13 protein-coding genes and 1 pseudogene are annotated in these 23,013 nt (G+C 62.3%); 4 read left to right on the top strand and 10 right to left on the bottom strand.

What is annotated here, in order from left to right; genetic code table 11:
- Positions 1–18: 18 nt before the first annotated feature.
- From glgB to FHX14_RS15300, 9 genes are all read right to left on the bottom strand, one after another.
- Positions 19–2,226: a 1,4-alpha-glucan branching protein GlgB gene (gene glgB / locus FHX14_RS15340; RefSeq protein WP_012558949.1), complete on the bottom strand. Its 2,208-nt coding sequence runs from the start codon at positions 2,224–2,226 to the stop codon at positions 19–21.
- A complete protein-coding gene (locus tag FHX14_RS15335) occupies positions 2,223–4,685 on the bottom strand; it encodes a glycogen/starch/alpha-glucan phosphorylase (protein ID WP_184377692.1) in 2,463 nt (820 codons plus the stop codon). Before FHX14_RS15335 ends, glgB begins: the two co-directional genes overlap by 4 nt.
- A gap of 266 nt (positions 4,686–4,951) precedes the next feature.
- Positions 4,952–6,187 carry a TadE/TadG family type IV pilus assembly protein gene (locus FHX14_RS15330; RefSeq protein ID WP_184377691.1) on the bottom strand — a complete coding sequence of 412 codons (1,236 nt, stop codon included), beginning with the start codon at positions 6,185–6,187 and terminating at the stop codon, positions 4,952–4,954.
- A gap of 113 nt (positions 6,188–6,300) precedes the next feature.
- Positions 6,301–7,179, bottom strand: a complete 879-nt coding sequence (locus tag FHX14_RS15325; protein WP_184377690.1) for a transglutaminase family protein — start codon at positions 7,177–7,179, stop codon at positions 6,301–6,303.
- A gap of 5 nt (positions 7,180–7,184) precedes the next feature.
- Positions 7,185–9,602 (bottom strand): circularly permuted type 2 ATP-grasp protein, encoded by a 2,418-nt coding sequence (locus FHX14_RS15320; protein WP_184377689.1) that lies wholly within the window; start codon positions 9,600–9,602, stop codon positions 7,185–7,187.
- A gap of 30 nt (positions 9,603–9,632) precedes the next feature.
- On the bottom strand, positions 9,633–12,959 hold the full coding sequence (locus FHX14_RS15315) for a transglutaminase family protein (RefSeq protein WP_184377688.1): 3,327 nt from the start codon (positions 12,957–12,959) through the stop codon (positions 9,633–9,635).
- Between the two features lie 98 nt (positions 12,960–13,057).
- A complete protein-coding gene (locus tag FHX14_RS15310; RefSeq protein WP_184377687.1) occupies positions 13,058–14,440 on the bottom strand; it encodes a sensor histidine kinase in 1,383 nt (460 codons plus the stop codon).
- Entirely contained in the window at positions 14,437–15,114 is a 678-nt protein-coding gene (locus FHX14_RS15305) for a response regulator transcription factor (protein WP_003585843.1), read from the bottom strand. Before FHX14_RS15305 ends, FHX14_RS15310 begins: the two co-directional genes overlap by 4 nt.
- Positions 15,115–15,203: 89 nt before the next feature.
- Positions 15,204–17,072, bottom strand: coding sequence for an adenylate/guanylate cyclase domain-containing protein (locus FHX14_RS15300; RefSeq protein WP_184377686.1), 1,869 nt, complete (start codon positions 17,070–17,072; stop codon positions 15,204–15,206).
- A 427-nt stretch (positions 17,073–17,499) separates the two neighbouring features.
- Here FHX14_RS15300 and FHX14_RS15295 point away from each other — a divergent pair.
- Positions 17,500–18,368: pseudogene (locus FHX14_RS15295) on the top strand (ornithine carbamoyltransferase).
- Positions 18,369–18,450: 82 nt separating this feature from the next.
- Positions 18,451–19,497 (top strand): ABC transporter substrate-binding protein, encoded by a 1,047-nt coding sequence (locus tag FHX14_RS15290; RefSeq protein ID WP_184377685.1) that lies wholly within the window; start codon positions 18,451–18,453, stop codon positions 19,495–19,497.
- 6 nt (positions 19,498–19,503) lie between these two features.
- Here FHX14_RS15290 and FHX14_RS15285 read toward each other — a convergent pair whose 3' ends face one another.
- Positions 19,504–21,117: a right-handed parallel beta-helix repeat-containing protein gene (locus FHX14_RS15285; protein ID WP_184377684.1), complete on the bottom strand. Its 1,614-nt coding sequence runs from the start codon at positions 21,115–21,117 to the stop codon at positions 19,504–19,506.
- A 441-nt stretch (positions 21,118–21,558) separates the two neighbouring features.
- Here FHX14_RS15285 and FHX14_RS15280 point away from each other — a divergent pair, with 441 nt between their 5' ends.
- Together FHX14_RS15280 and FHX14_RS15275 are read left to right on the top strand one after the other, a co-directional pair.
- Complete coding sequence (locus FHX14_RS15280; RefSeq protein ID WP_184377683.1) at positions 21,559–22,503, top strand: tripartite tricarboxylate transporter substrate binding protein; 945 nt, start codon at positions 21,559–21,561, stop codon at positions 22,501–22,503.
- Positions 22,500–22,991: a tripartite tricarboxylate transporter TctB family protein gene (locus FHX14_RS15275; RefSeq protein WP_012558939.1), complete on the top strand. Its 492-nt coding sequence runs from the start codon at positions 22,500–22,502 to the stop codon at positions 22,989–22,991. The genes FHX14_RS15280 and FHX14_RS15275 overlap by 4 nt, the downstream gene beginning before the upstream one ends.
- Positions 22,992–23,013: the final 22 nt, after the last annotated feature.

The following is a 23,013-nucleotide window of genomic DNA, read 5'->3' as shown; positions in this document are numbered from 1 at the left end:
TTTCTCCTCCCACCAGTACTAATTTTCAGGTTCAAGCATGATTGTCGCCAAGGGCGGCAAGGTGATCGAGCAGGTGATGTCACCGCCGGCATCGACGGCCTGCACGCGCCCGCCATTGCCCTTGCCGCTGCCGCCGTAGATGTCGGCATCGGTGTTCAGGATTTCCCGCCAGCGGCCTGCGGACGGCAGGCGGATCGTGTAATTCTCGCGATAGACGGGAGTGAAATTGGTGATGACGGCGACCGGTTTCTGGCCCGGCGCCTTGCGCAGCCAGGCAAAGACGGAATTCTGGTGGTCGTCGGCGACCAGCCATTCAAAACCTTCGCCCTCGCAGTCACGCTCATGCAGCGCCGGCTTGCTGCGATAGGTGAAGTTGAGGTCGCGCACCAGGCGCCGTATGCCCTCGTGCATGCGATACTGAAGCAGGTTCCAGTCGAGCGATTTCGCCTCGCTCCACTCGCTCCACTGGGCGAATTCCTGGCCCATGAACAACAGTTTCTTGCCGGGATAGCCCCACATATAGGCGTAGTAGGCGCGCAGATTGGCGAATTTCTGCCAGTCGTCGCCCGGCATCTTGGCGATCAGCGAGCCTTTGCCATGGACGACCTCGTCATGCGAGAGCGGCAGGACGAAATTTTCCGAATAGGCGTAGAGCAGGCCGAAGGTGAGTTCGTTGTGATGGTGTCCGCGGTATATCGGATCGCGGCTCATGTAGCTCAGCGTGTCGTGCATGAAGCCCATGTTCCACTTGAAGCCGAAGCCGAGGCCACCTTCATGCACGGGCTGGGAGACCTTCGGCCAGGAGGTCGATTCCTCGGCGATGGTCATGACGTTGGAATGATTGCCGTAGATGCGGGTGTTGAGATCCTGCAGGAAGCGGACGGCTTCGAGGTTCTCGTTGCCGCCATATTCGTTCGGGATCCATTCGCCGTGCTTGCGGGAATAATCGAGGTAGAGCATCGAGGCGACGGCGTCGACGCGCAGACCGTCGAGATGGAATTTCTCGGCCCAGTAAAGCGCGTTGTTGACGAGGTAGGAAACGACTTCGGTCCGGCCGAAATTATAGATCGCCGTGCTCCAGTCGGGGTGGAAGCCCTTGCGCGGGTCTTCATGCTCGTAGAGCGCCGTGCCGTCGAACCAGCCGAGGCCGTGTTCGTCGGTCGGGAAATGCGCCGGCACCCAGTCGAGGATGACGCCGATGCCGACCTTGTGGCAGCCGTTGACGAAACGGGCGAAACCTTCCGGCTCGCCGAACCGGGCGGTCGGCGCGTAGAGGCCGGTCGTCTGATACCCCCAGGAGGGGTCATATGGGTACTCGGTGATCGGCAGGAATTCGATATGGGTGAAGCCCATGTCGGCGCAATAGGGGATGAGGCTGGAGGCGAGCTCGTCCCAGGACAGCATCGTGCCATCGTCGCGGCGCCGCCATGAGCCGGCATGCACCTCGTAGATCGAGATCGGCTGGCGGCGCTTGTCGGTTTCGCGCCAGTGCTTCAGATGGGCTTCGTCTTCCCACTCCTGTTCCAAATCGGCGGCGGCGATCGAAGCGGTTTTTGGCCGGAGCTCGCTGCGGCGGGCGAAGGGATCGGCCTTCAGCGGCAGCAGCACGCCGTCCTGACCGCGAATCTCGAATTTGTAGGCAACGCCAATCGGCACATCTGGGGCAAAGATTTCCCAGATGCCGCTATCGGAGCGGAAGCGCATGACGTGGCGGCGGCCGTCCCAATTGTTGAAATCGCCGACCACGGAAACGCGCTGCGCATTCGGGGCCCAGACGGCGAAATGGATGCCCTGGGCGCCATCATGCTTGATAAGGTGGGCGCCCATCTTGTCGAACAGGCGCAGATGCGAGCCCTGGCGGGCGAAATAATCGTCCATCGGCCCGAGCACCGGACCGAAGCTGTAGGGGTCGGTGACGGCCCATTCGGCATCGCCACGCCGGGCGCGGTAACGCACCGGCTGGAGCTTGGTTAGGGAAACCGGGCCGGCGAAAAAGCCGTCGGCATGGAGCTGTTTCAGTTCGCCGATGACGCTGCCGTCGAGCGTCATGGCGGTGACTTCCTCCGCGCCCGGGATGAAACAGCGGGCGACGAAGGCGTCGCCTGCCTGGTGCACCCCTAGGACGGCAAAGGGATTGGAATGCGAACCGGCAAGGATCGCCGCGATTTCATCTGCCGAAATTTCCCAGGAAAGCTTTACTTCAGGGACGTTTTTCGGCGTTTTCATCCGGCTCTCCAGATTTCGTCTGCATATTGCCTGATCGTGCGGTCGGACGAGAACCAGCCCATCCGCGCCGTGTTGTTGATCGTCTTGGTGTACCAGTCGGACTGGTTGGTCCAGATCTGATCGACTTCGCGCTGGGCCTGGGCGTAGGCGTCGAAGTCAGCCGCGACCATGAACCAGTCGTGCGAATAAATGCCGTCGATCAGCGAGGTATAGCGGTTGCGGTCATCGGGCGAGAAGACGCCGGAGCCGATGGCGGCGAGCGCCTGGGCGAGTTCGCGCGATCCCTCGATGATGGCGCGGGGATTGTGGCCATCACTGCGGACCTTCGAGACCTCGTCGGCCTTGAGGCCGAAGATGACGATATTGTCTTCGCCGACATTGTCGCGCATCTCGACATTGGCGCCGTCGAGCGTGCCGATGGTGAGCGCGCCGTTGAGGCCGAACTTCATGTTGCCGGTGCCGGATGCTTCCATGCCGGCGGTCGAGATCTGTTCGGAGAGGTCGGCGGCGGGCACCATGACTTCGGCGAGCGAGACATTGTAATTCGGCACGAAGACGACCTTCAGCAGGCCGCGCACCGACGGATCGTTGTTGATCGTGCGGGCGACGTCGTTGATCAGCTTGATGATCAGCTTGGCGTTGTAATAACTCGGCGCCGCCTTGCCGGCGAAGAGTTTCACGCGCGGCACCCAGTCGAGTTCGGGATGCGAGCGGATCTGGTCGTAGAGCGCCACGGCCTCGATGATATTCAAAAGCTGGCGCTTGTATTCGTGGATGCGCTTGATCTGGATATCGAACATCGCCGACGGATCGAGCTTCACGCCCATGCGGCTGGCGACCAGGTTGGAGAGCGCCACCTTGTTGGCGCGCTTCACCGCTGCGAACTTCTGCTGAAAGCTCGGATCGGAAGCATGCGCCTCGAGCGGGCGCAGCTTTTCGGCGTCGTCGAGGAATTCGTCGCCGATCGCCTCGCGGATCAGGCCGGTGAGGCCGGGATTGCACTGCTGCAGCCAGCGGCGCGGCGTGATTCCGTTGGTCTTGTTGTTGATGCGATCCGGATAGAGCTTGTGCAGGTCGGCAAACACCGTGACCTTCATCAGGTCGGTGTGCAGGGCGGAGACGCCGTTGATCGAATGCGAGCCGACGAAAGCAAGGTTACCCATGCGCACACGGCGGTCGCCGCTTTCATCGATCAGCGAGATCGAGCGGATTTCCCCATCGGAGAAATTCTTGCCCTTGCGCGCGTCGATCAGAATCTTGGCGTTGATCGCATAGATGATCTGCATGTGGCGCGGCAGCAGACGCTCGAACAGCGGCACCGCCCAGCTTTCCAGTGCCTCCGGCAGAAGCGTGTGGTTGGTGTAGGAGAAAGTATGGCGGGTGATTTCCCAGGCCTGGTCGAAATCCATCCCGTGCACGTCACAGAGCAGACGCACCAGTTCGGCCACCGAGACAGCCGGATGGGTGTCGTTCAGCTGGATCGCCACCTTATCAGGCAGCGATGTGAAATCGTCATATTGCTGCAGATGGCGGCGCAGGATGTCCTGTAGCGAGGCCGACGAGAAGAAGAACTCCTGGCGCAGGCGCAGTTCCTGGCCGGCCGGGGTCGCGTCGGCGGGATAGAGAACCCGGGTCAGGCTTTCTGCCTTGTTGCTTTCGCGCAACGCTCCGATGTGGTCGCCAGCGTTGAAAGCATCGAGCAGGATCGGATCGATCGGCTGCGCCGACCAGAGGCGCAGCGTGTTGACGCGCTTGCCGCGCCAGCCGACGGCCGGCGTGTCGAAGGCGGCGGCGATGACGCGTTCGGCCGGTTTCCAGACGTAACGCGGCTGGTCGTCATGGGTTGTGATGAATTCGACGGCGCCGCCGAAGCCGATTTCATAGGCGCTCTCGCGGCGCTCGAACTCCCAGGGATTGCCATGGGCGAGCCAGTTTTCCGGCAGCTCCACCTGCCAGCCGTCGGCCAGCTGCTGGCGGAAGAGGCCGTGGACATAGCGGATGCCATAGCCATAGGCGGGCACGTCGACCGTCGCCATGCTTTCCATGAAACAGGCTGCCAGACGGCCGAGGCCGCCATTGCCGAGGGCGGCATCCGGCTCCAGGCCGGCGATGACGTTAACATCGACGCCGAGCGAGGTGAGTGCATCGCGCACCTCCTCCATCAGGCCGAGGTTCGAGACGGCATCGCGCATCAGGCGGCCGATCAGGAATTCGAGGGAAAGATAATAGACGCGCTTGGCGCCGGTCGCGTAAACTTCGCGGGTAGAGGCCATCCATCTGTCGATGATGCGATCGCGCACCACCAGGATCGTCGCCGTCAGCCAGTCATGCGGCTTTGCCACCTTGGCATCCTTGCCGATGCGGTAGGTCAGGCGTTCGATAATTTCTTCGGCGAGAATTTCCGGCTTCGAGCTGCGCGGGGCGGGGGAGGGAATAACTGGCTTGGAAACGGTATTCATGGTCAGATCTCGCCAATTTTAATTTGGTTTCAGGCTATTAAGCCTGATCTAATCGATTTGTCGCTGTCTCAGCGACAGTTTATGCATCGTTAGGAAGCACTTGCAACAAGGGATTTGGACAAACGAAAAATTTGCGAAACCTTCATATTCACCGGGCTCAAGGGGATTGATTTCAATCGCTTTTCCCGATCGGATGGGTGGGATAGCGATAACGAAAAGCCGCGCCGGTTTGTTCCGGCGCGGCTTTTCGGTTTCCCGGGTCCTTATCAGTTCGTCAGACGTGTCATCTGGGCAGAGGCCTTCGCTCCGATCGCTTTGAACGCGGCGAGCAGGTCTTCCATTTTTTCCGCCTGGAAATAGTGCGAGTCATCGGAGGCGCAATAATGCAGCAGCGTTTGTCCCCCCGCCGGGGCCATGAAGGCGATCGTATAGATCTCGATGCCCTTGGATTTGGCCGTGTCGCATGTTGCCTTGGTCAGCGTATCATATGAACGGCCACCGCTGCTATCGTCGTTATTGTCGCCGTCCGTCATGAAGACGATGTACTTTTTGGGTGTTTGCCCGGTCTTCAGCTTGTGGGCGGAGTCTTCGGCGTCGTTCCCCGCAGCATTCTTCGCCGTCAGGGACGAATAGGCGGTGCTCATTGCGCCGCTCGAATTCGTGCCGCCATTCGCCTGAAGTGCGTTGACATAGCTGGTGACACCGGTCGTTCCCCAGGCGAGATTGCTCGGAGTGTATTGGTTGATATCATAGGACACGGCGCCAGTGCGCACGTACTCCGCATTGGGATCGGCGCTGTTCAGCTGGCCGAAGAGATTGCCGGCGGCGATCTTAAGCGCCTCGATCTTGGTGTAGTAATTTGTGCGGCTGCCGGTGCATTTGTCGTAAACCCACTTATTATTCTTGCTGTTGTAATGGAGGTTGCAGTCGTAGGTGTACGATTCCGTTGGGTCGTCCGCATTGACGGTTGCGGTGGGATCTCCCATGGACCCTGATTTATCGAGCGCGAGATACATCGAGATCGAACCCTGAGTCTGCGAATGGCCGCCGACCGTCGTGCCGGACGTCGAAAGATGTTGCGTCTTGAAGCCGACCGCCTGCATCAGCGGATTGACCGTGAGGTCGTAACTCGGTGAAACCGTTACCTGGTAGGATGTTGATTTGCCCGATGTGCTTGTTTGCACATTGACGCTCGTCCCGCTCTTGATATCGACGCCGCTCTGCACGTAATTCGCCATTTGCCCTGCGACGAAATTCTGCGCAAACGCCTCGGCTTGCGACGTTTGGATCGTGCCGTTCGCTAGCGCCGTAGCGGTCGCCAGCGCCGCCGAATCGGCCGCCTCCTGCAACTGCTGCTTCGAAAGCATCATATCCCCGACCTGTATCGCCATGCCGGCAACGCCGAGAAGAACCGGCATCATGATTGCCGTCATGATGCCGAAATTACCGCCTCGATCGCTCAACATGCGACGCAGGCAGGGATGCAAAAAGGAGGTGCTCATCATGTTCACCCGAAATAGACCCTGTGGGTGACATTACGCACGCTGCTTCTTTACGCCTGCCTTACAGCGTCAATAGAATTTTAACGAACCGGCGGATTTTTCCAGTTTTGGGATTATTTCAGCGGGATCACATCAACCGCCTGGACGGCGCGCTGGCCGCCATAGCTCTTCAATACGCCGATGACGGGAACGACGTCGGAATAGTCGCGGCCGTAGGCGACGACGATGTGGTCGGTGCCGGCGGGTATGTTGTTGGTCGGGTCGAGTTCGATCCAGCCGATCGTCTCGCCGCACCAGATCCGCACCCAGGCATGCATGGCATCCGCCCCTTCGAGGCGTTCCTTGCCGGGCGGCGGGATGGTGCGCAGGAAACCCGAGACATAGCCGGCCGGAATGCCGAGGCTTCGGAGCGCCAGGATCATGATGTGGGTGAAATCCTGGCAGACGCCGCACTTAAGCTTGAATGCCTCAAGCGGCGTCGTGTCCACCGTCGTCGCGTCGGCGTCGTAGGTGAAATCCTTGTAGATGCGGGCACAGATCGCGTAGGCGATCTGCATCGCCGTCAGATCAGGCATGGCGCAGCTTCGCGCATAGTCTGCGATTTCACGCGCCTGCGTCAGGCGCGGGCTGTCGCCGAGAAAGTGGTGCGGCGAATCCGGTGCCAGCGACCAGACGCCTGACAATTCCTCCGGCAGGTCGGCCAGCAGCGGCGAAAAATCGGCGGCGATCGGCTGGCTTTCCACCTGCACGCGGGCCTGCATGCGAATGTCGAGCGTCTCGTGCGGCGCGCGCAGCATGAAGGCGGTGGCGGGATGATCGAAGAAATCGACGAAATGCGACTGCTCGTCCGGCGTCGGCGAAATGGTGATCGAGCCGGCGACCAGGCGCTGCCGGTTGGTCAGCGACAGCGGCATCAGGCGCATGATGTGGCGGGCGCCGGAGGCCGGCACGTCGTAGCTGTAACCCATGCGCAGCGAAAGATCGTAAAGCATCGCCGTCACCCGAGATAGGTCTGGGCGAGCAGATCGGAAAGCTGCTCCAATTCGCGTTCGAGCCGCTGATAGACCTCGGCCCCCATGCCCTCCGGGGTCATCACCGCCAGGCCCGAGTGGAGCCGCATCGCCTCACGGTAGAAAGGCGACATCTGGCCGTTGATCAGGGCGTTCGGCAGTTGCTCGACCTCGTGGTGGATCTCGTTGACCTGGAAGAGGACCGAGCGGGGGTTGAGGGGATCGAGCGCCAGCAGGTCGGTGACGGTCAGCCGCGCCGTGTTGACGTTGTAGCGGCGGCGGTGGGTCATGACGCTGTCGCCGATCTCGAGCAGCATGTCGAGCGCGCCGTCGGGCGCTTCCGGGCCGGACATGTGGCCGAGCAGCCGCGTCATGTGCAGGCCGCGCTCGATATAGCGGCCGAGCGAGAGGAAGCGCCAGCCCATGAAGCGGTACATGTTTTCGTGCACGAGGCCGGCAAAGCCCGCAAGCTTGCGCAGAAGGATCGTCATCGCGTGGCTGGCGTCGTCGCCGGCGGCGACTGTGACATGGAAGCGGCGGGCGGTCTTGGCGAGATCGTTGAGCGCCAGCCAGCCGTCCGGCGAAAAACGGTCGCGGATATTGCTTGCCGAGTAAACGGCGCTGTCGATGTTGCGCAACAGCGTTTCCGGGACGGGTTCGGCGGTATCGATATCGACGGCTGAGAGATAGGCGGAGACGTCGGCGAGCAGCGGCTGGCTCGGATCGGCGGCTTCGGCAAAACGCGCATGCCAGGCGCGCAGAATGCGCAGCGCCCCTTCGGCACGCTCGATGTAGCGGCCGAGCCAGAACAGATTGTCGGCCGCCCGGCTTGGCAGGCTGCCCGGCATGTTGCGGGTAAAGCTGCCCTCGGCCGGCAGCAGCGTGTGGCGCTCGACCGGCTTGTCGCTGACGATCCAGACGTCGGCGGCCGCGCCGCCCGACTGCATGGCGATCGCCGCGACATCGGCGCCGGAGCCGATGCGGGCAAAGCCGCCGGGCATGATCTGCCAGCCGTTCGCCGTGCGGGCGGCGAAGACGCGCAGCGACATCGGCCGCGGCACCAGCTTGCCGTCGACCCAGGCGGGCGTCGTCGAGAGCGTGACGACCTCCTGTCCCACCAGTTTCGGGCCGTCCGAACTCAGCCAGTCGGTGATGGAATCCTTGGCGGTCGCCCGCAGCGACGAGCCGAGCACGGATTCGCCGTCATCGTCGAAGAAGGGGGCGCGGGAATAGGCCGGGCCGATCACCATCTTCTCGATATTCTTGGCGACGTGCTCGCGTTCGTCTTCCTGGCCGCACCACCAGGTGGCGATCGAAGGCAGTTGCAGATCCTGCCCCAGCAGGCGGCGGCAGATGGTCGGCATGAAAGCCAGCAGTGCCCTTGTCTCGAGAACGCCGGTGCCGAGCGCATTGACGATGGTGACGCTCTCGGCGCGCAGCGCTTCGACGAGGCCGGGCGTGCCGATATGCGAATTCTGGTTCAGTTCGAGCGGGTCGGCAAAGGCCGAATCGAGACGGCGCCAGAGAACGCCGATCGGCTTCAGGCCGGCGACGGTGCGCACCATGACGCGGCCCTTGACGACGGTGAGATCCTCACCCTCGAGCAGCATGAAGCCGAGATAGCGGGCGATGTAGGCGTGTTCGTAATAGGTCTCGTTGGCGGGGCCAGGCGTCAGCACGGCGATGCGGTCGTCGCCGGAGTGTTTCATGCCCTGCAGCGCGTCACGGAAGCCGCCGAAGAACGAGGCGAGGCGGTGGACCGGGGTTTCGGCATAGATATCCGAGAAGGCCCGGGTGGTCGCAACGCGGCTTTCCAGCGCGAAACCGGCGCCTGATGGCGCCTGCGTCCGATCAGCCAGCACCCACCAATTGCCATCCGGCCCGCGGCCGATCTCGAAGGCGCAGAAGTGCAGATAGTGGCCGGAGGCCGGCCGGATGCCGGCGAGCGGGCGTTGGAATTCGGGATTGGCGGCCATCAGCGCCGGCGGCAGGACGCCTTCCTCCACCAGCCGGTTGTCGCCGTAGATATCGGCGACGATCGCTTCCAGCAGGTCGGCGCGCTGGACGAGGCCGGCCGACAGCGTCTGCCATTCGCGCTCGTCGATCAGCACCGGGATATGCGAGATCGGCCATGCGCGTTCGCCGGTGCCCTTGCTGCCATAGGCACGGTAGAAGACGCCGGCGTCTCTGAGGTAGCGGTCGGCGCGGGCGAAACGCTCGGCAAGATCCTTTTCCGGCATTGCGCTCAGATGCGAGAGGAAATGCTGCCAGACCGGGCGGACCCTGCCTTTGTTGTCAACCATCTCGTCGGCGGTGCCGGGAAGCGGCGCATAGTCGAAGGCCGCACGCTTGCCGGTGCGGTCCTCTGTCTCTTCCCTGCGCTCTGTTGCCGGCCTCTTACCCATCAAAACCCAAGCTATCCCCCAACCCCGGCATCAAATTCCAGCGGGCCGCCGCAGATCCAGCGTCAGCGGGAATTCCAGCGAGCCCGTCTCGGCCCGCGGGATGTAACCGCCCGCCGTATGTCCCCACGGCTCGAAGCGGGCGAGCCGCCTTGCTTCCGCCTCGTTGCCGTTGACCGGGAAGGTGTCATAGGTCCGGCCGCCCGGATGGGCAACATGATAGATGCAGCCGCCGATCGAACGCTTCGACCATGTATCATAAATGTCAAAAGTCAAAGGCGTGTTGATCGGCAGCACAGGATGCAGGCCGGAGGCCGGCTGCCAGGCCTTGTAACGGACGCCGGCGACCGAAACGCCCGCCGTGCCGGTCGGCGTCAGCGGCAGGGTGCGGCCATTGCAGGTGACGGTATAACGCGCTGTATTGCTGGTTTCGAGCCGCACTTGAAGGCGCTCGACGGACGAGTCGACGTAGCGGACCGTGCCGCCCGGCGCGCCCTCTTCGCCCATGACGTGCCAAGGCTCCAGCGCTTGGCGCAGTTCCAGCTTCGAGCCCTCGTATTCGACTTCGCCGCAGAAGGGGAAGCGGAATTCGAGCTGGGCCTTGAACCATTCCGGGCTGACGTCGAAGCCGTTTTCGCGAAGGTCGGCCAGCACGTCGAGGAAATCGGCCCAGACGAAATGCGGCAGCATGAAGCGGTCGTGCAGGGTCGTGCCCCAGCGGACGAACTTGCCGTCGACCGGGTTGACCCAGAAACGGGCGATCAGGGCGCGGACCAGCAATTGCTGGGCAAGCGACATGCGCGCGTTCGGCGGCATCTCGAAGCCGCGGAACTCGATGAGGCCGAGCCTTCCGGTCGGGCCGTCGGGCGAAAACAGCTTGTCGATGCAGATCTCGGCGCGGTGGGTGTTGCCGGTGACATCGGTCAGAAGGTTGCGGAACAGCCGGTCGACCAGCCAGGGCAGCGGCGGCTGACTGCTGCCGGGGGCCGCGATCTGCGCCATGGCGATCTCCAGCTCGTAGAGGCTGTCGTGACGGGCCTCGTCGATGCGTGGCGCCTGGCTGGTCGGGCCGATGAACATGCCGGAGAAGAGGTAGGAGAGCGAGGGGTGGCGCTGCCAGTGTAGGACGACGCTCTTCAAGAGATCGGGACGGCGCAGGAAGGGGCTGTTGTTCGGATTGGCGCTGCCGACGACGACATGGTTGCCGCCGCCGGTGCCGGTGTGGCGGCCGTCGATCATGAACTTGTCGGCGCCGAGCCGCGTGGCCCGCGCCTCCTCATAGACCGCCGCGGTGATGTCGACGCATTCCTTCCAGTTCGAGGCCGGATGAATGTTGACCTCGATGACGCCGGGATCCGGGGCAACGCGGATGACGTTGATACGCTCGTCCTGCGGCGGCGGGTAGCCTTCGATATGGACGGGAAGCTTGAGTTCGGCGGCGGCGTTTTCGGCCGCGGCGATCAGCTCGAGATAATCTTCGATGCGCTCGACCGGCGGCATGAAGACGCAGAGCCTGCCGTCGCGCGGCTCGACCGACATGGCGGTGCGCACGGCGCCGCCGATCTCACCGAGCGTCTGTTCGATCCGGCCGCGATTGCTCTCGCCGGCCTGGAAGGAGGCTTCCGGCATGGCACGGCCGGCCGGCACGAAGACATCGGGCAGCGGTTCGCGCGGGATCGTCGGATCGGTAGGGTGGATATAAGGATAACGCGCCGGGGGAACATAGGGCAGGGTGCCGAGCGGCAGACGGTAACCGATCGGGCTGTCGCCCGGGACGAGGAAGATCCGGCCGCGGCGGCTGCGCCATTTCTCGCTGATCCAGACGCGGCTTTCGGCCGCCTTGGCGTTCCATGCCTGAACCGGGAGGATGTAACCGGTGGCGACGGTAAGGCCGCGGGCGAAGACCCGGGCGATGCGATTGCGCTCCTCGGGATCCTTCAGCTTTGAATTCGCCGGATCGACGTTTTCGGGAAGATTGCCTTCCTTGATGATCCAGTCGGCCGGATCCTCATAGGCCGGTTGCACCATGTCGGGCTTGATCGCCAGTTCTCTTGCGATCGCCGTCAGCAGCTTCTCGGCATCCTCTGAAGTGACGCCGGTATCCGTGCCTTCGGCGGCGACCAGATCGAGGTTCTGCCAGACCGGCTTGCCGTCGCGGCGCCAGTAGAGCGAGAAGGTCCAGCGCGGCAGGCTTTCGCCCGGATACCATTTGCCCTGGCCGTAATGCAGGAAGCCGCCGGGGGCGAAGCGTTCCTGCAGCCGGCGGATCAGGCTGTCGGCCTTTTGGCGCTTGGTCGGGCCGACGGCGGCGGTGTTCCATTCCTCGGACTGGAAATCATCGATCGAAACAAAGGTCGGCTCGCCGCCCATCGTCAGGTGTACGTCCTCGGCCTCGAGGACACGGTCGACCTTCTCGCCGAGTTCGTTGAGTTCGTCCCAGCTTTCGTCGGAGAAGGGCTTGGTGATGCGCGGATGTTCGGCGACGCGCGACACCTTCATGTCGAAGGCGAATTCGGTTTCGGCCTCGCCGAAATAACCGCCGGAGATTGGGGCGGCATTGCGGTAATGCGGCGTGGCGGCAAGCGGGATGTGGCTTTCGCCGGTCAAGAGGCCGGAGGTCGGATCGAGGCCGACCCAGCCGGCGCCGGGCAGATAGACCTCGGCCCAGGCATGCAGGTCGGTGAAATCGACTTCGGTGCCGGAAGGCCCGTCGAGCGCCTTCAGATCGGGCGTCAGCTGGATGAGGTAACCGGAGACGAAACGGGCGGCAAGGCCGAGATGGCGAAGGATCTGGACGAGCAGCCAGCTGGTGTCGCGGCAGGAGCCCTTGGCGCTTTCCAGGGTTTCCTCCGGCGTCTGCACGCCGGTTTCCATGCGGATGACATAGCCGATCTGCCGCTGCAGACGGGCATTCAACCCGACGACCATATCGACCGTCGGCTGGCCGGGCGACCAGTCGAGCGTCGGCAGCAGCGCCTTCAGCCGCGGGCCGGCCGGTTCCGGCGTCATGTAGATCGACAGATCTTCCTGGATCGTTTCGGGATAGCCGAACGGCCATTTGGTCGCCTCCTCCTCGACGAAGAAGTCGAAGGGATTATAGACCGTCATGTCGGCGACGAGATCGACCTCGATCTTGAATTCGGTCACCGGGTCCGGGAAAACGTAGCGGGCGAGGTAATTGCCGTAGGGGTCCTGCTGCAGGTTGACGAAGTGGTTTGAAGGCGTGACCTTCAGCGAGTGGCTGAGCACCCTTGTCTTCGAATGCGAGGCAGGTTTCAGCCGGATGATCTGGGGGCCGAGGCGGACCGGCTTGTCATAAGTGTAATGTGTCAGATGATAGATACTGGCTTTGATCGACATATTTCTCTTTTTATCCGGCTCGCATCGTCGTGCGGCTTGCTGTTCCCGAAATCAGTGTGTGCAATGCAGCGAAATAAAGCAAGGAGGGCCGAAGGCTTTTAAGCCGCCTTGGCAAAGGTGACGACCGCCTTCAGACCCTTGCCGTCCGGGCCCGGCTCCAGCGTCAGGTCGGCGTTGAAAAGATTGGCGATTTCCTCGACGATCGGCAGGCCGAGGCCCGTGCCTTGCGCACCTGTTTGATTGCCGCGCGAAAAACGCCCGCGCACTGCCTCCAGTTTATTGCGTGGAATGCCGGGGCCATTGTCCTCGACTTCGAGGCGGATCGTCTCAGTGGCTGCGATGATGCGGACGGTGACCTCCGCCCCCTTGCCGGCATAGGCGATGGCATTTCCGGCAAGATTGCGCAGCATTTCGCCGATCAGCAGCGGCTCGGCGCGGATCATCGCCGGGCTCTCGCCTTCGAAACCGAGATCGATGCCGGCGACGGCAGCCGTCGGGATCTGCTCGCCGGTGATTTCCTGGGCGATTGCCGCAAGATCGATGGCGGAGGCGGTCAGCGCCTCCTTGGCGGTGGCGGCGTCGATCTTTGCCATCAGCAGAAGCTGGGCAAGGATGCGCTCGGCATGCGCCACGGCCTGATCCCCCTTCAGCGCTGCCGCCTGGGCCTCGGCAAGCGAGCCGGCGCGGGCGGAAAGCGCAAGCTGGGTGCGGATGATCGCCAGCGGCGTGCGCAACTGATGGCTGGCATTACCGGTGAAATGGCGCAGCGCATCGAGCGCCGATTGCAGGCGGACCATGAAGCTATTCACGGTATCGACCAGCGGTTCGACCTCGCTCGGCACGGTCTGCTCGATCGGGTGCAGGTCATCGGGGCTGCGTTCGCCGATGGCATCGCCGAGTTTGTAGAGCGGGCGCAGAGCCACGGTGACCGAGATCCAGACGATGAGGGCGGCACCCGCGATCATGAAGGCGAGGCGCAGGGCCGAGCGAACGAGGATCGCTTGCGCCAACTGCCGGCGGGCGATGGTGGTTTCGGCGACCGTCACCACGAAGGGCACGGAGCGGATGCCTGTGGAGGCGGAGCGTTCGAGCGTGGCGACGCGGATCGGCTCGCCGCGGAAAGTGTCGTCGGCGAAAGCGGCAGCATTGGCCGGCGTTTTCTTGAGGACCGGCAGCGACTGGTAACCGGTGATGAATTTGCCCGGCGGACCGTCGACGCGGTAGAAGACGCGGTCCTGCGCGGCCGAGGTCAGCATTTCCAGCGCGACATAGGGGATGTCGACCTGCAGCGAGCCGTCCTCTGCAACGACGACGCGTTCGGCGATCGCAAGCGCCGAGCCGGCAAGCACCCGGTCGGAGACGATGTTCGAGGTCTGCACAGCCTCGCGATAGGTATCGGCGAGCGCCAGCGTACCGATGACGGCGGTGGAGACGAGCAGCCAGAAGAGCAGCCGGCGCCTGAGGGAATAGGCGGCTTTCATGAGGCCTCGGGGAGCTTGTCGAGATAATAGCCTATGCCGCGGGCGGTCTTGACCGTCAGGCCGTGCGGCGAGAGGCGTTTCCTCAGGCGGCTGACATATTGCTCGATGGCGTTCGAAGAAATGTCGTCGTCGAAGGCCGTCAGCGACTGGATGATCGCTTCCTTGGCGACGACCTTGCCGGCCCGCATGAAGAGAATTTCGAGCAGTCCAAGCTCGCGGGCGGGAATATCGAGCGGTGTGGCCCCGGCCGAAAAGGCGCGGGAATTGAGATCGAAGGAGATGCCGCCAAAACTCACGGTCGCCGAGCGCAGGCCGGCCTGACGGCGCAGAAGCACGCGCACGCGGGCCTCGAATTCTGATATGTCGAAGGGTTTGATCAGATAATCATCGGCGCCGAGATCGAGGCCCTTCACCCGCTCTTCCGGCGCGCCGCGCGCGGTCAGGATAAGGACGGCCGCCTGGTTTTGCCGGGCGCGCATGGCGCGCAGCACGTCGAGCCCGTCCATCTCGGGGAGGTTGAGGTCGAGGATCACCAGATCGAAATTTTCCGCGGCGATCACCGCATTGGCGGATGCGCCGTCATGGACGACATCGACGGCATGGCCCGTGCCGCGCAAGATCGCCGACAGGCCGTCGGCCAGCGCGATATTGTCTTCGGTGAGCAGGATGCGCACGAATGTCCCCTGTTTTTCAAGAGAGATTACAGAGGTGGGGGAGCGATGTCACAGCGATTTTAAAGATTGGGTGAAGGAAAAGCCGGGCGTCAGCTCCCGGTCCTTTCGATCTGTTCGCGCTGCATCATTGCGGCGGCCAGCAGCCTGCGGAAGCGCGGGTCGTCGCGGATGTTGTCGAGATCGGAATCATTGTTGAACCATTTGATATGATAGACGGAGCTGTGCGGCAGCAGTCTCTCAAGGAGGTCGATCGCCTGGTCGACATCGCCGAGGACGGAATAGACGCAGGCAAGATTGTACTGCGCGACGATGTCGTCGGGATCAATAGCGATGGCGCGGGCGGCCCAGTCACGCGCCCTCTTGGTATCGCCCATATGCGCAAGCGCCAGCGCGCCGCGATGGGCCGGGCCGGAATTTTCCGGATTGAGGTTCAGGGCGCGTTCGGCGCGCAGCAGACCGAGACGCGCCCAGTTTTCGGTATCCAACACACGCCCGAGCGAGCGGTAGGCGGACATCAGATGGATCGGCGAGACGTAGTCGTCAGGGCGGATTGCGGCGGCGCGGGTAAAATATTGAACCGATTCGGCAAAGTTGCCGTGCATGAAGAAGAAGCGGGCATAATGGAAATTCGCCTCGAACAGGTTCGGGTCGAGCGACAGGGCCCGTTCGAAGGCTGCCGCCGCCCTGTCATCAAAGCCGCTCTGATGCAGGGCCAGACCGTGGGAGGCGTGGGCTTCGGGAAGGTCTGGATCAAGCGCAAGCGCGCGGGCGCTCATCTCGAGGATGCGCCTTAGCGGAACGTCGTCAGGTGCCCAATCGCGGATCGCCGCGTCGCAATCGGCAATGCCGGCGTAGGCGCGGGCATAGTCGGGGTCGAGCTCGACCGCCTTGCAGAACATGCGCCTTGCGAGCTGGAGATAGGATTTGGTCCAGGTGTGAGAGAGCTGACGACCCCGGAGATAATAGGTATAGGCCTCGACATTGGCGGTCGGTTCAGTGGCGATCGCCTTTTTCTCTTCCGGCAGCAGCCGCACTTTCAACTGGCCGACGATCGCATGGGTGATCTCGTCCTGAATGGCGAAGATGTCGGTCAGATCGCGGTCATAACGTTCGGCCCAGAGATGATCGCCGTTGGCGGTGTCGATCAGCTGGCCGGAAATGCGCACACGATTGCCGAAGATGCGCACACTGCCCTCGAGCACGTAGCGCACGCCAAGTTCCTGGGCGAGCCGCTTCACCTTCACCGATATGCCCTTATAGGTGAAAATCGTATTGCGCGGCACGACGTGCAGGCTGGAGATCTTGGAGAGATCGGTGATGATGTCTTCGGTGATGCCGTCGGAGAAATAGTCCTGGTCGGCATCGCCGCTCATATTGGTGAAGGGCAGCACGGCAATGAAGCAGGTATTGCGGTTCTGCGCGACCAATTTCGCCGAGGAGGGCGGCGCCAGGGTGACGGTGTAGACCTGAACCGGCTGCCGGATGTTCTTCAGCATATGCTCGCCGATGAATTCGAAACCGAGATTGAGGCGCGCGCCGACCTGATCGCGCACCGAGGCCGACACGGCGATGCCGCCCGGGGTCGCGATACGCTCAAGCCTGGCGGCAAGGTTGACGCCATCGCCGAAGATATCGCCGTTCTCGACCACGACATCGCCGAGATTGATGCCAATACGGAATTCGACGCGCTCGTCCTTGGGCACGTTCTCGTTGCGGGCGGCCATGCTGCGCTGGATTTCGGCGGCGCAGGCAACCGCGTTCACCACGCTCTGGAATTCGGCAAGGATGCCGTCGCCGGTGAGTTTGACGATCCGGCCCTTGTAGTCTGAAATCCTGATATCGACCAGTTCGCAGCGGTGGCGGTTCAGCGCCTGCAGCGTGCCTGCCTCATCAATGCCCATCAGTCGGCTATAGCCAACGACATCCGCAGCGAGAATAGCGCTCAGTCGTCGTTCCATGACCCCTCCCATGGATCTTCCCAGTTTAGTCCAGCTTTTTATAGAGTTTTTGTCGCGTAGAGTCGCCCCCGGAATAGAAATTCGGGCGGATTCGACGTTTTGACACGGTAGCGCGACCATATAGCGTCGCCGTTCTTCATCAATACTCTGAATGGGTGAAGGATAGCGTTCGGCGCTAATCCTTTGTGATAAAAAGTGGATTCTAATTGCAGCAGACGGAGTGATTTGCTTCAGGCAAAGCTTCGGACAGGCACCATAAAAAGTGGCCGTCGATCGGTTCGTGACTTGAAAGCGGACCCATGGTGCGGGCCGGAGGACGGTTGCGAGGGGTATCCAATATCGAGTGTGATTCGCGGCTGCTTGGGCGGTTGCTGTCAGGCTGGTGCCGGTTATTGTGGTGACGGTTCATGCGCAAGCAAGATTTTGGATGACAGCTTCGGCCCGGAATTTTCTGGAGCTTCACGATATTCCTGAGGCCGGGCTTCGGTCGATTATCGCTCGCGCGGGGGTGCTCGCCAGGCCTGGAATGAGCGCACCATGCCGCAGAGCCTGGCAGGCAGGCGCGTCGCGCTGATTGCCGACGATAGCGGCTGGCGTAATACGACTGCCTTCGATCTCGGCGTGCAGGCGATGGGTGGTATCTGCGTGCATGTGCCGATCGGCTTCAACGGCCGAGAGGAATCCGGCGATCTTGCGGGTTATCTCGGCAACTGGTTCGACATGCTGGTGATCCGCACAAGGGAATTGGCGACGCTGAAGGCGGTGGCGGTCGCCGCGCCGGTGCCCATCATCAACGCGCGCACACGCTCCAACCACCCTTGCGAGACACTCGGTGACCTTGCCTATATCAACAGCCGGCGCGGTTCGATCGACGGGTTGAAGGTCGTTGGGTTGGCGGCAGACGCAAATATCCTCCGCTCCTGGGTCGAGGCATCGATCGTGTTGCCGATCGAGGTGGTGCAGGTCTATCCCGAACCCTGGCATATAAGTGACGCCGCACTGCTCAACCAGCGTTTTCGCGCGAGCACCGATATGGGCGAGCTATCGGATGCCAACGTCGTCATCACCGATTCATGGCCGGGTGACGCTGTTGATGACGCGCTTGCCAGCTACCGGATCGGGACCGATATTCTCGATCGTTTGCCGGAGGATGCGATCTTCCTGCCGTGCCCGCCGGTGACGCGCGGCCAGGAGGTGACGGCCGAGGCGATGGAGCATTCGCTTTGCCAAAGTCGCGCCGCCAAGGCCTTCCTGCTGCACGCACAAAATGCGCTGATGGAATGGGTCGTCGGCTAGTTCCACCGCCCTTGCTCCTGCCGGCGGCCTTGCTCCACCCGGCACGCTCAGGCATTGTTGCTGCATGAGGAGAATTTTCATCTTGCTGCTGGCGTTCTGGCCGGGCTCTGCGCTCGCCGATCAGGCCTTCTATGCGGCGAAGTCGGGCAATTCAGATGCGCCGGTGCTGACGGTTTATTCCTCGCTCGACGAACCGTTGGCGCAGCCGATGATCCGGGGTTTCCAGGATGCCAATCCTGATGTCGCGGTCAAATACGAAGACATGCTGACGGGCGATATCTATGACCGGATCGTCAGGGAGACGGATGCCGGGAAGAAGACGGCGGATTTTGCCTTTTCCTCGGCGATGGACTTGCAGGTGAAGCTCTCCAACGACGGATATGCGCAGGTCAGCAATCTGCCGATGAGTGCTGCATGGCCGAAATGGGCGAACTGGCGCAACACCGCCTATGCGCTGACCTTCGAGCCGGCGGTGTTCGTCTATCACAAGCCGAGCTTTGCGGATGAGCCGGTGCCGAGCTCGCGGGCGGAATTCGTCGATTACCTGAGCCGCAAGGGCAATGACGTCTATGGGCGGATCGGCACCTACGATATCGAGCGCTCCGGCGTCGGTTTTCTGTTCATGGCGCGTGACCAGGAGCAGTTCGGCGATATCTGGTCGGTGATCGGAGCGATGGGGGCTGCCGGCGTCAAGCTTTATTCGACGAGTTCGGCGATCCTCGAACGTGTTGCCGACGGGCGCTTCGTGCTCGGCTACAATATTCTCGGCTCCTATGCGGCCGACTGGGCCTCGCGCTATCCGGATGTCGGCATCGTGCTGCCGAAAGATTATACCGTGGTGATGTCGCGGATCGGGCTGGTGCCGCAGGCGGCAGCCGAGCCGGAGCTCGGGCGGCGCTATCTCACCTTCTTCATGTCGAGGGAAGGGCAGACGATCATGGCGCGCGAGCTACAGATTCCGGCCGTCAGCCCAGAGGTGGCCGGCGAAAATACCGCCAATACGCTGCAGGAACTGCTCGGCGCCCAACTGCGGCCGGTGCCGGTCAGCCCCGGGCTGATGGTCTATCTCGATCAGGTGAAACGGGCGCGGCTGATCGCACACTGGAACGAGGTTTTGCGGGCGCAATGACGAGCCTCAGCTTTCGGCCGCTTCGCCCTTTCCGCAAGGAGCGGCGTAAAGCCAATATTCGTAGAACATCGGTCTATCGACCGTGAAGGGATCTTCCCCCTGCCAGGCGCCGACGGTGTAGTCCGCGCAGCCGACGGCCTGGGTTCGCCCGTCGGGAAGCTGCATCAGGAAGGCGATTGCTGGAACCTTTGTGGTCAGCTTCAGCCCCTCAGGCTGGCCGAGGACGGGCGAGTGGAAAGGAACCGGTCCGGGATGGGCGTCGACGCCGATCGCATATCCCGCCTCGCGCAGCAGATTGGGGAAATATTTGTGATCGATCAGATCGCCGTCGAAGCGTATGTCGAGTTCCTGCCAAAGCCTGGTGAAATGCTTGCCTTCGAGCGAAGCTTCATCCTGTCCCTCTTTCGGCACGCTCTGCCAGCCCGCGCCAAAGGGTACGGAATCCTCCGGCGTCGAAAGGCCTGTCGCGCCATAATAGCCTATCGCATTGTTCAGGTGGTGGAGCTGGCGGAAGCGGTAGCGCTTGCTGATCGGCCCTCTCAGCATCCATGAATTGTTGAAGACATAATGCGGGCCGACCGCTTCGTGTTTTTTGGGAAATTTGAAAAGCTGGCCGAAATTGCGATCGTCGTCATCGGGGCCAGGCCGGTGTTGGTTCCAGCCGAGATTGCCGTAGATATAGAAATATCCGGATCGCCGCATCTCCAGCGAAAAAGGCATGTAGCAGTCAACGAAGCGGTTGCCGCTCACGGTCCAATTCCAGGCATAGTCCTCCGCCTCGACGGCGTTGTCGCGAATGCGGACGAACCAATTGTTTTCAATGACGATGTTGCGGCAGAAATCCTCCACCGTCGAATCGGACGCATCGTTGAAAAAATGGATGCCGTTGAAGGCATCGAGAATGGCGTTGTCGCGCAGCACGACATAACCGGCGATGGTCCATGCGCGGAAGAAGTCGCCGTCAAAACCGCGCTCGTCCTTTTCGACGTTCACGCGGCTCGCGGTGTCCTCGATATTGCCGTGAACCTGGCCCCAGTCGGTTTTTCGCCAGAGCCTGCAATCTTCGGGATCGAGCGCGGCATCGACCATGCCGGCTTTCCGGATCGCGGCAAGGTCCGCCTCGCCGTGCGACTGCAGATCCTGAATCCAGTCGCACCCTTCGATCAGCAGGTGGCGCGTATAGGCTCCGGCCGCACCGATGGCGATCGTGCTGCCGCGAATATGCAGGCGGCGGAGCGTGATATGCTGGCAGTTGTCGAGATAGATCGCGGTCGGCCAGCAGCCCTCGAAGGTCAGATCCTCGATGACGACCCATTGGCAATTGCGCAGCACAACTGCTGCATCATCGGCAAGGTAGTAGATGCCGGGAAAGCGGCCATTGGCTTCCTGCACGGCGGAGAGACGGTTGGCGTTGTCGCGATAATCGTCATAGCTTCTGCCGCCGTCGATGACGGCATCGGGGCCGCGGATCACCGCCGGCTGCTGCTGGGAGCCGCTGACAGAGGAGAGGACAAGCGGCGTTGCGTATCGTCCGCCGTCCAGCGTCAGTGCCGCGCCGGGGCACAGCGATCGCAGGTCCTCATAAATCCGGTCGGGATTCGTGTGCAGGCAGCGCGACATATCGTTTCCTATGGGGATCGGTAAAATAAAGATCTGCAGAAATTGAGATAGCCGGAGCAAAACCTTGAATTGTACAAGACGTAATTTACTTAAGGTCGCGCGTGCAAGGGTTAAACTTCAGAGACTTGCGCGCAATACACGGATTGGGAGCCAAGGGGTATGACCTGCCTGCATGATGCGGGCGGCGACGCGGGATCGAGACCCACCCCAACCCAATTACGGCAAAAAAGTGGCCCCTTCTCCTGGATATCTCGCCGATGTCAGCTAAATGACAGCTTGTTGTGGTGGCTTTGGCTACTTCTTCTCCGTGGAGGCGGAGAGCTGAAGCCTCGGGAGGTATTCTGCTCGTCATTCAGGACGCTTGCGTCCGCTGGCCGGCCGTTCCTCCCGATTCCCAGAGAATAACAGGCGGTTCGCTCAGCCGCAGACGGAGGAAACATCGTGAAGCATACGTTCATCGCAACCCTTTTTGCCGCGACCATTGCGCTGCCGGCCTATGCGGCCGACTACACCATCATCGCGCCGGCTGCTCCCGGCGGCGGCTGGGACCAGACGGCCCGTTCGCTGCAGACGGCACTGCAGCAGGAGAAGATCTCCGGCAACGTCCAGGTCCAGAACGTTCCGGGCGCCGGCGGCACCATCGGTCTGGCACAGTTCAGCAGCCAGGCTGCCGGCAATCCGAATTCGCTGATTGTCGGCGGCTATGTCATGGTCGGCGCGATCCTCACCAACAAGTCGCCGGTGACGCTCAAGGACGTCACGCCGATTGCCCGTCTGACCGGTGAATATGAAGCCGTCGTCGTTCCGGCCTCTTCCGAGATCAAGACCATGGCCGATCTGGTTGCGGCGCTGAAGAAGGATCCGGGCGCGGTTTCCTGGGGCGGCGGTTCGGCCGGCGGCACCGACCACATCACGGTCGGCCTGATCGCCAAGGCCTCCGGCGTCGATCCGACGAAGATCAACTACGTTGCCTTCTCCGGCGGCGGTGAAGCGCTCGCCGCCATTCTCGGCGGCCAGGTGACGGCCGGCGTCTCGAGCTACAGCGAGTTCGAATCGCAGGTGAAATCCGGCACGCTCCGTCTTCTCGCCGTCTCCAGCGACAAGCGCATCGACGGTATCGATGCCCCGACGCTGAAGGAAGCCGGCACTGACGTTACCATCCAGAACTGGCGCATGGTTGCCGCAGCTCCCGGCCTGTCGGCAGAGCAGGTGGCAAGCGTCACCGCCGATTTCGAGAAGCTGCATAGCTCTGCCACCTGGCAGGAAACGCTGAAGACCAAGGGCTGGGCCGACACCTATCTGTCCGGCGATGCCTTCAAGGCGCAGCTCGAAAAGGATGTCTCCGCCACCGAAGGCATTCTCAAAGATATCGGACTTGTTCAATGAGCGAGGATAACACCTCCTCGGCAACGACACGCCGCCCTGATTGGGCGGCGTTCATCATTGCCGTTTTCCTCTTCGTCGTCGCCGGCGTGATGGCCTGGGATGCCTCGCATCTGAAGACGATCGCGCAATACGACCGCATCGGCCCGGCGACCGTGCCGCAAGTGGTGGCGTTCGGCCTCTTTTGTCTCGGGGTCTGGACCGTCGCCGAAGCGTGGCGCGGCGAGTTTCCGGAGCGCGATCGGCAGGAAGTGGCGCCGGTGATCTGGATCGTCGCCGGTCTTGCCGGCCAAATGCTGCTGCTGCGCGTCGCCGGTTTCTCGATCGCCACCGGCATCCTCTTTGCGCTGACGGCACGCGGCTTCGGCAAACGCAAGCTCTGGTTCTCGCTGCCGCTTGGCATCGTCCTCAGCTTCGTCGTCTGGGCGATTTTCTCGCAGCTGCTGCAGTTGACGCTGCCGGCCGGCCCGCTCGAACATCTGTTCTTCTGATCGCGCGGCACGCGCTGTCAGC

This window comes from Rhizobium sp. BK619, assembly GCF_014195245.1.
Taxonomy (GTDB): domain Bacteria; phylum Pseudomonadota; class Alphaproteobacteria; order Rhizobiales; family Rhizobiaceae; genus Rhizobium; species Rhizobium acidisoli.
The sequence above is the reverse complement of the archived record's forward strand: the minus strand, read 5'-3'. Positions and strand labels throughout refer to the sequence as shown.